13 protein-coding genes are annotated in these 14414 nt (G+C 46.1%); 6 read left to right on the top strand and 7 right to left on the bottom strand.

The window, feature by feature from the left end:
- The first annotated feature begins 211 nt into the window (after positions 1-211).
- From B3M51_RS04140 to B3M51_RS04125, 4 genes are all read left to right on the top strand, one after another.
- Positions 212-1669 carry an acetamidase/formamidase family protein gene (locus B3M51_RS04140; RefSeq protein WP_292757036.1) on the top strand — a complete coding sequence of 486 codons (1458 nt, stop codon included), beginning with the start codon at positions 212-214 and terminating at the stop codon, positions 1667-1669.
- Positions 1670-1738: 69 nt separating this feature from the next.
- Positions 1739-4183, top strand: coding sequence for an acetamidase/formamidase family protein (locus tag B3M51_RS04135; protein WP_292757035.1), 2445 nt, complete (start codon positions 1739-1741; stop codon positions 4181-4183).
- Between the two features lie 236 nt (positions 4184-4419).
- A complete protein-coding gene (locus tag B3M51_RS04130) occupies positions 4420-6492 on the top strand; it encodes a catalase (protein ID WP_292757033.1) in 2073 nt (690 codons plus the stop codon).
- A 112-nt stretch (positions 6493-6604) separates the two neighbouring features.
- Entirely contained in the window at positions 6605-7771 is a 1167-nt protein-coding gene (locus tag B3M51_RS04125; protein WP_292757031.1) for a DUF748 domain-containing protein, read from the top strand.
- A 31-nt stretch (positions 7772-7802) separates the two neighbouring features.
- Here the strand turns inward: B3M51_RS04125 and B3M51_RS04120 are convergent, their stop codons facing one another.
- The 4 genes from B3M51_RS04120 to B3M51_RS04105 all read right to left on the bottom strand — a co-directional run bounded on the left by B3M51_RS04120 (position 7803) and on the right by B3M51_RS04105 (position 10013).
- Entirely contained in the window at positions 7803-8099 is a 297-nt protein-coding gene (locus B3M51_RS04120; protein WP_292757029.1) for a Rho termination factor N-terminal domain-containing protein, read from the bottom strand.
- A gap of 296 nt (positions 8100-8395) precedes the next feature.
- Positions 8396-8692, bottom strand: coding sequence for a hypothetical protein (locus B3M51_RS04115; RefSeq protein WP_292757027.1), 297 nt, complete (start codon positions 8690-8692; stop codon positions 8396-8398).
- Entirely contained in the window at positions 8689-9228 is a 540-nt protein-coding gene (locus B3M51_RS04110) for a sigma-70 family RNA polymerase sigma factor (protein WP_292757025.1), read from the bottom strand. Before B3M51_RS04110 ends, B3M51_RS04115 begins: the two co-directional genes overlap by 4 nt.
- Before the next feature lie 128 nt (positions 9229-9356).
- Positions 9357-10013 (bottom strand): Fe2+-dependent dioxygenase, encoded by a 657-nt coding sequence (locus tag B3M51_RS04105; RefSeq protein ID WP_292757023.1) that lies wholly within the window; start codon positions 10011-10013, stop codon positions 9357-9359.
- Between the two features lie 67 nt (positions 10014-10080).
- On the opposite strand from B3M51_RS04105, the gene B3M51_RS04100 reads away from it, so the two are divergent.
- The gene (locus tag B3M51_RS04100) at positions 10081-10878 is read left to right on the top strand and encodes a hypothetical protein (RefSeq protein WP_292482861.1); all 798 of its coding nucleotides are present in this window, start codon (positions 10081-10083) and stop codon (positions 10876-10878) included.
- Between the two features lie 74 nt (positions 10879-10952).
- Here the strand turns inward: B3M51_RS04100 and B3M51_RS04095 are convergent, their stop codons facing one another.
- From B3M51_RS04095 to B3M51_RS04085, 3 genes are read right to left on the bottom strand one after another with little or no spacing between them, the layout of a single operon-like run.
- Positions 10953-11408 carry a TerB family tellurite resistance protein gene (locus B3M51_RS04095; RefSeq protein ID WP_292757021.1) on the bottom strand — a complete coding sequence of 152 codons (456 nt, stop codon included), beginning with the start codon at positions 11406-11408 and terminating at the stop codon, positions 10953-10955.
- Between the two features lie 52 nt (positions 11409-11460).
- Entirely contained in the window at positions 11461-12591 is a 1131-nt protein-coding gene (locus B3M51_RS04090; protein ID WP_292757019.1) for a GNAT family N-acetyltransferase/peptidase C39 family protein, read from the bottom strand.
- The gene (locus tag B3M51_RS04085; RefSeq protein ID WP_292482867.1) at positions 12575-13645 is read right to left on the bottom strand and encodes a DUF2817 domain-containing protein; all 1071 of its coding nucleotides are present in this window, start codon (positions 13643-13645) and stop codon (positions 12575-12577) included. Before B3M51_RS04085 ends, B3M51_RS04090 begins: the two co-directional genes overlap by 17 nt.
- A 167-nt stretch (positions 13646-13812) precedes the next feature.
- Here B3M51_RS04085 and B3M51_RS04080 point away from each other — a divergent pair.
- A partial coding sequence (locus tag B3M51_RS04080) for a RimK-like ATPgrasp N-terminal domain-containing protein (protein ID WP_292757017.1) occupies positions 13813-14414 on the top strand: 602 nt, incomplete at its 3' end.

The following is a 14414-nucleotide window of genomic DNA, read 5'->3' as shown; positions in this document are numbered from 1 at the left end:
AAATAGCCGCCAGCAGTGGTGGAGATGAAAGATCAACAAGCCCTAGCAATGACGTTGAGTAAAACCTCAACGACAACGGAATTAATTCTGCTCGACAAGAATTAGTGCGCCAGCTGACAAGAAGAAACCTCACCCTCAGGAACATAATATCTTCACGTGCCGCACTGCCGGGGCACCTCAGACATCAAGCAGTTATCCGAGGGGATTTATCATGACACAGCATATTTGTACTCCAGGTTGCACACACGGCATCACAGAAGAAAATAAAAAAGACGTGGTCGAAGAATTTGATACTGCGCGGCGTTCATTTATCCGTAATGCTTTTGTTGGCGGTGGTGCCGCCTCTCTCGGCGCAATGGGCGTGACCATGTCACCCATGAGTTTTGCCGCGGGCGCTAATACACCCATCAATGCTGACGCACCCGGCCAGATGCACTATTACATACCTGCCACCCCTGAAACGGTTCTCTGGGGCTATTTCAGCAAGAATGCCAAACCTACCGTTGAAATCGAGTCCGGTGATTTTGTCACCATGGAAACACTCACCCATCATGCTAACGATGATGCAGAACGTATGGTAAAAGGTGACCCCGGTGCTGAAAGCATTTTTCATTGGGACGCCCAACGCAAAGGTGTCGATAGACGTGGCGCTGGCCCGATGGATGCCAAGATTGGTGCCGGTGGTGGAGCCGGCGTGCATATCTGTACCGGTCCAGTGCGAATCAAAGGTGCTCAACCCGGCGATATTCTTGAAGTTCGCATAGTCGATGTTACCCCCAGACCCAGTGGTAACCCTGATTACAAAGGTAAGACATTTGGCAGTAATGCTGCTGCCTGGTGGGGGTTTCATTACGGCGATATGCTTACAGAACCTAAAAAACGTGAAGTCGTTACCATCTATGAGGTCGATGCAACGGGTGAGCGTAACTGGGCCAAGGCCGTCTACAACTATCGTTGGACACCGCAAACTGACCCCTTCGGCGTGATGCATCCCACTATCGATTATCCGGGTGTGCCGGTTGATCACAGCACCATCACCAAAAAAGAGAATATTCTGCGTGATATCCGTATTCCGATCCGGCCTCACTTTGGCACCATTGGCCTCGCGCCTGCAGAAGCCGATATGGTGAACTCGATTCCGCCCAATTACACTGGCGGCAATATCGATAATTGGCGGATTGGCAAGGGTGCGAAGATTTATTTCCCTGTCGCAGTGGATGGCGGCATGTTCTCAGTTGGTGATCCACATGCATCACAGGGTGACTCCGAATTATGCGGTACTGCCATTGAGTGTTCTTTGACCGGCACTTTCCAGTTTATCCTGCACAAAAAGGCCGACCTGCCCGGCACTTCTTTGGCTGAACTGAATTATCCCTTGCTGGAAACTCAGGATGACTGGGTGTTACATGGCTTTAGTTATGCCAACTATCTGGCTGAACTGGGCCCCAATGCTCAGGATGATATCTATAGCAAATCATCGGTGGATAAAGCATTACGCGATGCCTATCGCAAGATGCGACACTTTTTAATGACTACTCAGCATTTGGACGAAGATGAAGCGATATCACTGATGACGGTGGCGGTCGACTTTGGTATCACCCAAGTGGTGGATGGCAACTGGGGTGTGCATGCGATCCTGAAAAAATCCATGTTCCCTGCGCGCAACTAAAGATTAACTTTGGTTATGGCATAACACTTGCGAAAGGATGTCTCAGTATTCAAGGAATAAGACACGACCGTGACTGACCTGAAACGCTTTTCTGCCAGTGCTATACCCGCAGATCTACGCCAGCCGGCCTGGAATGAAATTCTTTCCAGGCTCGGTCTGGCGAGTGATGCTGCAAGCTCCATTCGTAATGATGACAGTGGTCATATGGCACTGTCGGTCTCGACACGCGACTCAGTATTTGTTCAGCTCACCGCAACGCCACAGATTCTTTCACCGATCGTATCCAAAGCCAACCAACCCTTACAAGGCACTGTATTGGTGCTCGCTTTACTGGATGGCACCGCGCAGGTGCTGGATGCTGAACAGACGGTCAAATTACGTTCCGGCGACATCATGTTGCTGGATCCGAGCCAATCCTGGCGACTGGCTTTGCAAACCCGTTTTCGCATCATGCTGATCAAACTGGAATCATCCAGTTTTCTGCTCAGGCTGGTACGTACCGGACGGCAGGAAGCGAATCGCATCAGCACACAACAAGGTATCGGCGCGTTATGCCTGAACATGCTGCAATCGCTGAACGAACAATTACCTCATGTGGACAACAATGAGCTCCCCGCATTGGAAGTAACGCTGGCCGAGTTACTGGTGGCTTGTCTTTCTCATAAGCAATCTGCTGGCAATGAAGAAGCTACTGATGTGCAATTGGCCCATTTACGTCGCGTATGCAGAACGGTGGATTCACGGTTGGACGATCCGGATCTGCATATTGAGCAAATCGCTGCTCAGGAAGGTTTATCCGCCAGATACCTACAAAAACTGTTCAAAAACAGTGGCACAACGTTCAGTGAATACTTGAAGAGCCGGCGTATACAGCATTGTTGTATTGATCTGGCTAACCCTGCCCTCGCACCGTTCAGCATTGCTCAGCTGTGCTATCGCTGGGGGTTTAATGATGCCGCAAACTTCAGCCGCACCTTTTCGCAGTTTATGGGCATGTCACCGAAAAGTTATCGCGCGGCACCGCCTCAAGATCTGCACGAACAACTTCGCCGTGGCTGTCCGCAAACCAAACCGTCAGCTCGTTCCCCTACCACCGATCCGCAAACCTTTTTGCAAGATGATGACATTCAAAAACGTCGCAGACCGTTTCATGAAGTATTGGATGATCACGCTAAATATGCGCTGTCATTGCGACTCGCACCTAAACGGGTTTCCGACATAGATAACACTGCGGCAGCTCAAACCGACACTCACTCTCCTCGACAATATTACCTGCCAGTGTCCGATAAAACCGTTCACTGGGGGTATTTCAGCAATGCGATCAAACCAGTATTAACCATTCGATCCGGCAATATTGTGACCATTGAAACCTTATCCCAGCATGCTTCAGATGATTGCGAACGAATGATCGACGGCGATGCCGGAGCACAAAGTGTTTTCCACTGGACTGGTACAACAAAGAATGTTGATCGGCGGGGGGCCGGTCCGATGGATGCCACTATATTTGGCCGCGGTGCCGGAGAGGGTTTTGGCGTGCATATCTGTACCGGACCCGTGTATGTGACCGATGCTGAACCCGGTGACGTGCTGGAAATACGGATTCTGGATATTCAACCGCGTCTCAGTTGCAGCCCTGAACATCAAGGCAAACACTTTGGCAGCAATGCCGCCACCTGGTGGGGTTTTCAATATGACGATCTGCTCACCGAACCCAAAAAACGTGAAGTGGTCACGGTATATGAAGTACATCAACACACCCATCCACCGCATGCCAAGGCGATCTATAACTTTCGCTGGACACCGCAAACCGATCCTTATGGCATTGTGCACCCAACCATTGATTACCCCGGCATACCGGTTGATCATTCCAGTATTGACAAACAATTCGGTATTCTCGACAAAGCCGTTGTTCCGGTCAGACCGCATTTTGGTGTGATCGCCGTTGCGCCGCGTGAGACCGGTATGGTTGATTCCATTCCACCCAGCTATTTTGGCGGCAATATGGATAACTGGCGGGCGGGTAAAGGCACCAAATTATTTCTGCCTGTGGCTACCCCGGGAGCACTATTCTCGGTTGGCGATCCCCACGCTTCACAAGGTGATTCGGAATTATGTGGCACCGCCATTGAATGTTCTTTAACTGGTGTATTTCAATTGGTGTTACATAAACAACGTGATTTAAAAGACAGTTTTATGGATGGCCTCAGCCATCCGTTTCTGGAAACGCCTGATGAATGGGTATTACAAGGCATGAGTTTTTCCGACTATCAGGCCGAGCTTGGCCCAAATGCCCAAACGCAAGTGTATAAAAATTCCTCTATGGAAGCCGCCATGCGTGACGCCTTCAGAAAAGCCCGTCACTATTTAATGAAAGAACATGAACTCAGTGAAGATGAAGCCATTTCACTGATTTCAGTAGCAGTGGATTTTGGTATTACACAGGTAGTGGACGGCAATCTGGGCGTGCATGCGATTATCCGCAAGGCTATTTTTCCAGACTATAACGCTGATTAAAAATACTTATTAATCGCCTTTTCTCGATTAATACGAACACTTTCTCCTCATTAACCTGCTCCATTAAAATTCTTTGTAACCAGTAACTACAGCCTGCCATTAATTCTGAATTTTGTGACGCAGTTCACTTTTACTCAGGTTAATGCGATTAGTTGGATCCGGCGCAAAATGGGTGTTGCCAATCGCGAAACTTCTCGCGACACATCTCTTCCACACCCAAAAATCAAGGAGAAGTCATGGATAAAACCGATCCAAAAACAAACCGAGGTAATGGTGGCGAACCCCATCAGCAAGCCACCGGAAATACCTCACCACTCACCACTCAGCAAGGCGGCCCGATTGCCGACGATCAGAATTCTTTAAAAGCCGGAGCTCGTGGTCCAACATTAATGGAAGATCATATTCTTCGCGAAAAGCTGTTTCATTTTGATCACGAACGTATTCCAGAAAGAGTGGTGCATGCCCGCGGTTTTGGTGCTCACGGCTATTTCGAAACCACCGAGTCACTTGAAGACGTCACCTGTGCTGATATTTTCCAGCGTAAAGGCGAAAGAACCCCGGCTTTTGTACGTTTCTCGACCGTGGCAGGCAATAAAGGATCAGCTGATCTGGCCCGTGATGTTCGTGGCTTTGCGGTCAAACTATATACCAAAGAAGGTAACTGGGACATTGTTGGTAACAACATCCCGGTGTTTTTTATTCAGGATGCCATTAAATTTCCCGATCTGATCCATTCCGTCAAACAAGAGCCTGATCGTGGATTTCCTCAGGCGCAGTCAGCTCACGATAATTTCTGGGATTTTGTGTCATTGATGCCGGAAAGCATGCATATGCTGATGTGGCAAATGTCAGATCGTACGATTCCTCGCTCATTCCGGTTTATGGAGGGCTTTGGCGTACACAGCTTTAGACTGGTAGATAAAAACGGCAAGTCCCAGTTTGTTAAATTTCACTGGAAGCCAAAACAGGGCTTGCAGTCTGTTTTATGGGATGAAGCGTTAAAAATCAACGGTGCCGATCCGGATTTCCATCGTCGTGATTTATGGAACGCCATCAGTCAGGGAGATTACCCTGAATGGGAACTGGGACTGCAGATTTTCGATGAAGAATTTGCTGAGAAATTTGAGTTTGATGTTTTGGATGCCACCAAGCTTATCCCGGAAGAACAGGTACCAATTCGAATTGTCGGTCGTTTAGTGTTGGATCGGGTAGTTAGTAACTTCTTTGCTGAAACTGAACAAGTTGCGTTCTGTACACAGAATATCGTTAAAGGTATTGATCATTCCAATGATCCTCTGCTGCAGGGCAGAAACTTTTCCTATCTCGATACGCAGTTAAAGCGTCTTGGTGGACCTAATTTCACCCACATTCCAATCAACGCGCCGAAATGTCCAATGCATCATTTCCAGCAGGATGGTCATATGGCAATGAGCAATCCGACGGGGCGTGCCAATTATGAACCCAATAGTTGGGGTGAAGAAGAAGGTGGTCCACGTGAGTGCCCGGTAAAAGGATTTGAAAGCTATCCTGAAGATGTCTCTGGCCCAAAAGTCCGTGAACGTTCTGAAACCTTTGCTGATCACTACAGCCAGGGCAGACAGTTTTATATAAGCCAGACTGAAACTGAACAGCAGCATATTATCAATGCATTTTCGTTTGAGCTCAGTAAAGTCAAAACACCGGCCATTCGTAAACGCATGGTAAGTCATCTGCTGAATATTGATCAACAATTAGCCGAAAATGTTGCTGAAAAATTAGGCATTGATCCTTTGCCTGAACCGGCTGATGCTGCCATGCCAACACGTGATGATCTCCCCGCATCTGACAAGTTGAGCATTCTCAAAAATGGCCCTAATAGCTTTAAAGGCCGTAAAGTTGGTGTTTTGATGACGGATGGTTTTGATGCTGATATTTTCAAATCGCTAGAAAAATCACTTGAAGCAGAAGGGGCAATGTTTGAAGTTGTTGCGCCACATACCGGTGAAATCACTAGCAGTGCTGGTGACAGCATCAAGGTTGATGAAAAAGTTGATGGTGGACCTTCAGTGTTATTTGATGCCATTGTGATTTTGCCCGGTAGCGATGGTGTGAAAATGTTGGCAGAAATGCCGCCAGCTTTAACCTTTGTCAGTGATGCCTTTAATCACATGAAATTTATTGGTTACGGTGAAGATGCCATGCCGCTTTTAAAAAAGGCCGGTATCAGTGAGATGTTGGATGAAGGCTGCCTGCAGTTGACCAATAATAAAACCACGGATGAATTTATCCAAAACTGTCGTGATATTCGGTTTTGGCAACGTGCTGGCTAGTTGGTTTTTATGTTGAGATAACAAGTTGAATCAGGTCACCCGTTTGAATGTTCAGACGGGTGATTTTGCGTTAGCTTGTAGTTCATCTAAAACGTCTTAGAAGGAGATCATCATGATCGCCAGACGCTATTCCTATACGCTGATTATTGTTGTTTTAGTGGTTGTCGCGTTAATCATTCTGCGCATGCAATTGCCGTCAATGGTTAAAGACTATTTGAACGACAAAATGGCTGAAATGGGTGATTATCAGGGAGAAATCGCTGATGTTGACATCCATCTGTGGCGTGGCGCCTATTCTGTTCATCAACTTGAAATCACCAAAAAAGACCAAGCTTCGGTGGAATTTTTTAAAGCCGAAACCATAGATACTTCTGTCAGCTGGGCATCGCTATTCAAAGGCAAGGTGGTTGCAGATGTTGATTTGGTAAATGCTGAAATTCATCTGGTTGATGACGAAGCTGACGAACAGCCTGAAGAAGAATCCACCTGGCGTCAGACGGTTCAGGAAATTATTCCATTACAGATTGATCGATTAAATATTGATAATGGAGAAATTCATTTTCATAACTTCACATCTGATCCCCCCGTACATCTGGTGTTTTATCAATTGGATGGTGAAATAACCAACCTAAGCAATGCTGATCGTAGTAATGGACTGGAATACGCTAACTTTGATGTTCAGGGGAAAGTGTTAGATAGCGCTTCGGCTAGACTGGATGGCCGCCTGGATCCCTTAGGCGATTTTCATAACTTTGAACTCAAGTTAAAAATCACCGGTATCAACCTGACCAAACTCAATCAAGTCTCTGAAGCTTATGGTAATTTTAATTTCAAATCAGGCAACGGTGATTTTGTGATGGAATTGCAGGCTGAAGATGCTCAGTTAACCGGTTATGCAAAACCCGTTCTGGATAATGTTGAAATCTTTGATTTGGAGGAAGATCTGGAAGATGGCGTTTTCAGTGCAGCCTGGCAAGCCATTGTCGGTGCATTTGGCCAGATATTCCGCAACGATCCCAAAAATCGTATCGCTACCCAAGTTGAGATACGTGGCAATCTGGATGACCCCGATGTCAGTGCCTGGCAGGCCTTTCTCGCCATTATGGAAAATGCTTTTGTAGACGCATTTGAAAGTGATTTTGCTCGGGAGACAGATGCCGAATCTTTAACATCCCAGAACACACCTTCTGAATCTCGCTCTGAGTCCGAATCCAAATCAGAAGCTGAAACTGATGCCGTGAATTGCCAGCTTCGGCCTATGTGGGATAAATGCGTCTAAGTGACTAAATAACAGTAATTTTGTTTGAAGATCAGCTGTCACGGATAGCAGTGACCAATTCCGACTTGCTCATCTTGCTACGAGCCTTAATATTTAGCTGACTGGCCCGGTTATACAACTCCTGTTTTGTCCGTGACTCCAAGGAGCTATTAGGATTGCCTGTTCCTTTAGTTGTTTTTCTGGGGGTACGGTCTTCCTCACGCCGTTGCTTATTGACGGTGCGAGCCGCAATTTCTTCAGCTTTATCGGTCTTTTTACCGCCTTTTTTCTGCTGATCCTTAATATGCTCATATTGACGTTCATCTTTATCTGTCCATTCGGCAACCATTGCGTTCCTCCTGCTTACAGTATTAAAAAGTCACATCTCAAATTAACAATACCTTTGCTGCCCTGCCAATATCCTAGGTTAAAGTAACCGACTCCATGGTATCGCCAAACCTAATAACAAGACGGTGAATGAATTAATTACAGAGACAAACCGCTCGTCGGAGGCTTTCAACTTAAGGGAAATAGTGCAGATCGATATACAAAATATGTCTGCACTACGCACGTTAATATCTTCTTTCAAATGACATAAAGCTCTGCCTGACATCCGACAAGACCTTAAATATCAACTTTAATGCCTCAGTCAAATTCAGAAAAAAATCTTTGCTGAATGTGATGGGAATTTGATACCTGGTCATCGTTAGCTGCTTTGAGTGATTCAAAAGCCAACTCCCCTGACAATTGGTTAAAACGTTGTTTTAACAGCTCCAGTTGATGCCAGGCCCATTGATTTTCCGGCTGTTTCAATATCCAGCTTTGCCAGTCCTGCCGGGTATGACCGGTATTAAATTCAGCAGTAAATTCTGCATACCACTGAGCAGCTTCTGTCAGTGCTTGCTGTTGTTGAGGTGTCAATCGCACTGAAGAAGCCTTCATGCGTCTAACTGTTCATATAACGAAAATAACAGGCAATGCTGGGTGGCTTTGGCCATATATTTTTTGACCGAGCTTTCTGACAATCCCATTTCGCCGGCAATTTCACGATAGGTCATGCCTTTAAGCTGAGACATTAAAAAAGCTTTTTTCACTTTCTCACCTAAACCATCCAGCATGGCATCAATGCGATACAGCGTTTCCAGCACAATCATGCTCTGCTCTGCCGAGATGACTTCCTGCTCTGGTTGGTGCATTAATGCCTGCAGGTAAGATTGTTCTATCGTGCGACGACGGAAATGGTCGATCATCACCCGCTTTGCTACCGTTACCAGATAACTTCGAGGTTCACGAATAGCCTCAATTTTGCCATTAAAATCCGGGGCCGATAGCAATCTTAAAAACGTATCCTGTGCCAAATCAGCCGCCTGATGTGAACAACTCAAACGCTCACGTAACCAGTTCTGTAACCAGCTGAAATTGTTTTGATAGAGTTTTTCGAGATTCTCTGTACGAGGCGATGACAATGGCGCATTCATAATTATTACTTACAACCGTTAATGATAATGATTATCAGTTGCATTCTAAGATAATTAATTATTAAGAGCAATTCATAGAAACTATCTTATTTTTATTTGCGTGAAATAATAATTAAATATATACGGCCTTAACGATCCAGCCATTGTCGTAACAAATTATTGCGTACTCGGGAAAGGCGGTCATATTGTTCTGTTTTACCGTTTAGATTAAATTCTTGACGGAGCGACTGCTCCATATCAAACAGAATTTCCCGTTGATTTGGCTCCCGTACACGGCTGGTGAGCCAACCAACAATAACCAGTCTTTCACCATCATTAACTTCATTAACACGATGCAGATATGTAGAGGGATATACCAGTAAACCACCCGCATCCAGTTTCCAGCTACGTTCCCCGCTGCTGTCTTCTAACACCAGTTCGCCGCCCTGATACTGGGTGTTCTCCGATAAAAACAAGGTGAATGAAATATCCGTACGCTGGTTATTGATCAATGCTTCATCGACATGGGTGCCATATCGCATACCGGATTGATAGCGGCTTATTAACAGACGAACGAATTGTTGTGGATAGGTGCTCTGTACGAATAAGTCATTAGCTAAAAGACGTTGTTCCACCAGCTTTAAAATGCCGGAAATTTCCGCCATATCTGCCTGCTGATTTTGCTTTACCTGGAGGGCGGCCCGGCCCGCTGTGCTTAGTCCGTCATGGAACGACACATCCTTAAGCGTTGCCTTTATCGCTTCAAGATCAACTTCTGATAAACATTGTGAGAGATGCAGGATCATATTGAGAATGAGACTCATTTATGGCAAAGTAGATAACTTATCATAACGCCACTCAGAGAGACAGACTATGCAAGAAAATCGTAAAAAATGGGTAAGCCTTGGGGTTGCACTGGCCAGTGGAATCAGTTTGAACGCCACCGCAGCCGATATGTCACATGATATGCATTTCACCAATGAGAATATCACCGTAGCCGCCGCCGGTGAAGGTGAAGGTGGTGGCGTCACCGAGACCGATTTGAAAACCAATGATGTCGCTTTTTTAACGCGTTTGGGTTTGATTCGTGGTCATTTGCTGGTGGGTTATGAGTTATATAAACAAGGCCAGGTCGATATGGCTATCACCCATATGAAACATCCACGGGATGAGCTCTATGCGGGCCTGGTCCCATCAATCGAATATCGTGGTGGAAAGCGCTTTGACGATGCACTGAGCAATCTGGCCGACAAAGTGACCAGCAAGGCACCTCAAGCTGAAGTAGATGAAGCCTATCAACAACTTGAATCGGGCATCAAAGCCGCAGAAGCCGTTGTAAAACCGGATTTAAAAAATACCCTGCAAAGTATTAAAGACTTGATTCGTACCGCCGGTGAAGAATATGCGTTGGGCGTAGAAAACGGCAAACTCATTAATCTGCATGAATATCAGGATGCTTACGGCTTTACCCAAATCGCCAAGCGCCGGCTTGAACAACTGCCCGAAGCAACTCGCAAAGAGTCTGCCGATACGGTTAAACAGGTTGAAGGCTATTTAGATGAACTTGCCGATCTATGGCCAAGCATTGCCCCAGAGGGGGATGTGGATGGTGATGCTTCTAAACTGTATGGTGCTGCAGCACGGATTGAGATTGCTGCGTTGGGACTATAAACAGGACCAGGACTCGTTCAAATCTTTGCTCAACATTGGAAAGTGGAATGCTTCCACACAAAGTTTCAAGCTTATTAAGTATGCCCTGTTGCCGCCAGCTTGGCGGCAATATAGTCACTGTGTTCAACGTGTAACAAGTTACTGATACGGCGAATAACGTGTTGTTCTATCTGATGGATTTCCTGATCAGCGTTGGCCAGTTGCCAGAGGATATGAATTAATTCAACTTTCTTTTTCTGACTATAGCGATGATTTATTTCTGAGGTAAAGGCGAAATAATCAGTGGCGGTTTTGTGCGCATGTTCAGCTTCAGTGAGCAGACTTTCGGCCGCATCTTTATCAAGTGAAAAACGTTTCTGCAAAATGGATAGCAACATGTCCCGCTCTTCATCTTTAAAATGATAATCAGCAGCAATGACTTCTATCATTAACGCAGCGGCTGCAAGTTTTACTGATAAATGTGCAGCATCATCCGTATCGTTATCGTCAAGCAGTTCTCGCTGTAACAGTTGATTAAGTTTATCGAGCATAGGTTTCTCCTGTACTGAAGTGACAGATTAATCACGCAGCAGTTCTTAAGGATTATTTTGTCGAGTGTAAAATCACAGCCGCCTGATAACGGGGCTTACCGTAACCTAGCATGCTATTAAATTCTTTATGGGTCACCGGAACATAAAAACTGTCGGTCAGGGTTTTGTCATCATCCCAATCAATATCCGGATCATGAAAATAGACAAAGGTATCTGAGATAGATACCAACACCACCCAATGCGGTGATTTGTTTTGATTAAGCCGGTATGAGCTAATCAAGACCACTGCCAGTGCACCCTGGTTCAGATAATCACGCAGTAAATTCACATCGATTTGGCGCATTTGTTGCTCGACTTCCGAGGTTTCCAGCTGTCGCATAAAATCCTGATGCACACATTCCATCACGGCTTTTTTATCTTCACTACGTACACCGTTCACAAACGGCACATCGTCACTATTGGTAATTAACGTTGTATTAAAGTAACGTCTCCATGCCGCCAGCGCCAGCCCCTGCGCGCTACAGCCACCATGGCCGGAAGTCATAAATATGGTGGTAGCTTCACGCCATAACTGTAATTCCAGACCACGATCCAGATGCATGACCGGTTGCAGGGTTTTCATCGCCATCATCAAGCTGGCCGGGCCACAGGTAAAATCGGTGCTTTGCGAATAATGAAATACCTGCTGATGCAGTTCTTCCGGTTGTGGTTGCAACACCTTCATCATACGTAGGGCGTTAGCATGATCCTCGTAGTAGTCAGTGACGATTTCGAACTGGTGATAGCCTAGACTTTCATAAAGTTTTATCGCTCCAGCATTATCGGGTCGTACTTCCAGTCGAATAAAACTGCGACCTGCAGTTAATGCCGCCTGCTCTGCTTCTCGCATCAAAGCCCGGGCAATTTTCTGATTACGGTACTCAGGTAATACTGCCAGCGAATAGATACGTCCCAGCGATGTGCCCCGGGCATATAGCAACAGCACATAGCCCATCAATTTTTGTTGCTGCTCGGCAACCAGTAATAAGGCGTTGGCCTTGTTGATCATCCATTTAAAACTACGACGGGAGAGTTGATCGCTATCAAAACAGACATTTTCGATAGCCAGCAGCGCATCTACATCAGCTAAAGTGGCCACACGAAAAGCTATCGGATCTGTCTGTTGATTAACTGCCATTTGCATTAGTGGTCAAACCCTCCAGGGCCATTTCGATGACCTGGCGCCCGCGGAACAATACCAGCTCTTGCCATTGAGTCTCGTCAGGACAGAAAAAATCCTGCATTGCGTGTTTAATATCCAGCGTTTTCTGGTCGGACCAATCGATTTTGCCAGATTGTTGTAACTGTTGATCTGCAAACAGCACTTTAAGCATTTGTTGGTTGCTAAAAGTACCGAATTCCAGTGTCAGAAAACACACATTATCCCCTTGCTGATGCCAGAAGTAATCGTGCAGACCATACTTTACGCCAGAAGTTGAGGTGCCCAACGCCGGTTCGGTCACTGTCGGACCAAATAATTCACGCGCCTTTTTCTGACCGGCAGTTTCAGGAAGATGATCACAGATTAATTCGCCATATCCATAAGGTCCGAGCCCACTATGGATATCTATGACAATAACGTTATCGCGTTTTTCCGGTTTCAATTGTGCGACCAGCTCTTCAATGGTTTGCCGAGACCAACTGGCTTTTTCGCCACCGAAATAAAGCGCATCGGCTTTGCTGTACTGGCCCTGGCTGAGCTTATCAAACTGCTCACGTTGCTCTCCTACTAAATCTACTGCGTCCTTTTGCTTACTGAGCTTTTCCCATATCGCTATCGCATCAGCAGAGTCTGGAAGCTTGGCCGTAAAATCAACAAAGTTACGGTTGATATCGATGCCTTCGTGATCATTTCGGCTGGCACAGGCAAATCCCCATGGATTTAACGCATGTACCATAACAACACAGACATCGGCGGGTAACCGTCGGTGACGTCCCACAAAATCAGATTGAATTGCTGAACCAACTCCCCCCTCAACACCATGTACGCCGGAAACCAGTACCAGAATATTTTTTGCCTTAGGGCTGCCGGCCCAGGCAATATCACAAAACAAACGTTCGTTTTTTGGCCCGCGAACCGGGTGAATAATATTGTTGACCCGTTCGACAATGGAGCTTGTTTCCACTGCTGATATGAACTTGTCACGTGCACCAGCATAGCGCTGAGAAAACACACTCAGAACGGCTTCTGCATACATGGCAACAACTCTCCTGTAGATGAAAATTCGGCGAAGAATAGGCGACTTTTATGATTTTGACCAGATAATCAGCATAGTGGCAAAAATATTTATCACAACCATGACACAATCACTTTATGATGCACAAATCGTCTGACTAATCTGATTCGGAGCAACGCTAAAGTCATATGACTAACCATTTGATAATTCTTGAAAATATCGAAGACTGGGCCCCCTACTTCCCCAGCGCGCAGGTCATCGCAGTGGATGATTATTTGCAAACCCCCTCCCCCAGTGCGAGTGAGCGTGCGCAAATTATTAATCTCTGTCACGGTCTTGAATATTTGAGCCCTGGCTATTACTGCTCAATGGTCGCTGAAGCACGAGGTCATCGGGTAATGCCGAGTTTGCGCACCATTAATGACTTATCCCGTAAAAGTCTTTATGCCTACGATTTATCGGATTTTGGTACGCAACTGGATAAGGTCATCGCGGCCAGTGATAAGCAGTCTGAAACCAGTTTCAAGCTGAAAGTGTTTTTTGGGCAATGTGAATTTAAAGGCCTGCAGAAGCTGGCAAGACAGATTTTTGAACAGTATCCCTGCCCAATCATCGAAATCGAATTCAGCCACAAAGGCCATTGGTTAATTTCGGCTATCAAGGCTGCTCCGCTTAATCAGCTCAGTGACAGTGAGCAGGATAACTTCGCCAATGCTTTGGATGCATTCAGTCATAAGTTATGGCGCAAACCTTCAAAGCGTCGCCAATACCGATATGACATGGCCATTCT

It is taken from the genome of Methylophaga sp. UBA2689, from assembly GCA_002354555.1.
Lineage (GTDB): Bacteria > Pseudomonadota > Gammaproteobacteria > Nitrosococcales > Methylophagaceae > Methylophaga.
This window is presented reverse-complemented; position numbering and strand designations above follow the sequence as displayed.

Bases quoted from the DNA above. Each gene is read 5' to 3' on its own strand.
- B3M51_RS04130 (WP_292757033.1), top strand. From the start codon at position 4,420: ATGGATAAAACCGATCCAAAAACAAACCGAGGTAATGGTGGCGAACCC.
- B3M51_RS04095 (WP_292757021.1), bottom strand. From the start codon at position 11,408: ATGCTCGATAAACTTAATCAACTGTTACAGCGAGAACTGCTTGACGAT.
- B3M51_RS04120 (WP_292757029.1), bottom strand. From the start codon at position 8,099: ATGGTTGCCGAATGGACAGATAAAGATGAACGTCAATATGAGCATATT.
- B3M51_RS04110 (WP_292757025.1), bottom strand. From the start codon at position 9,228: ATGAATGCGCCATTGTCATCGCCTCGTACAGAGAATCTCGAAAAACTC.
- B3M51_RS04090 (WP_292757019.1), bottom strand. From the start codon at position 12,591: ATGCAAATGGCAGTTAATCAACAGACAGATCCGATAGCTTTTCGTGTG.
- B3M51_RS04085 (WP_292482867.1), bottom strand. From the start codon at position 13,645: ATGTATGCAGAAGCCGTTCTGAGTGTGTTTTCTCAGCGCTATGCTGGT.
- B3M51_RS04125 (WP_292757031.1), top strand. From the start codon at position 6,605: ATGATCGCCAGACGCTATTCCTATACGCTGATTATTGTTGTTTTAGTG.
- B3M51_RS04115 (WP_292757027.1), bottom strand. From the start codon at position 8,692: ATGAAGGCTTCTTCAGTGCGATTGACACCTCAACAACAGCAAGCACTG.
- B3M51_RS04100 (WP_292482861.1), top strand. From the start codon at position 10,081: ATGCAAGAAAATCGTAAAAAATGGGTAAGCCTTGGGGTTGCACTGGCC.
- B3M51_RS04140 (WP_292757036.1), top strand. From the start codon at position 212: ATGACACAGCATATTTGTACTCCAGGTTGCACACACGGCATCACAGAA.
- B3M51_RS04105 (WP_292757023.1), bottom strand. From the start codon at position 10,013: ATGATCCTGCATCTCTCACAATGTTTATCAGAAGTTGATCTTGAAGCG.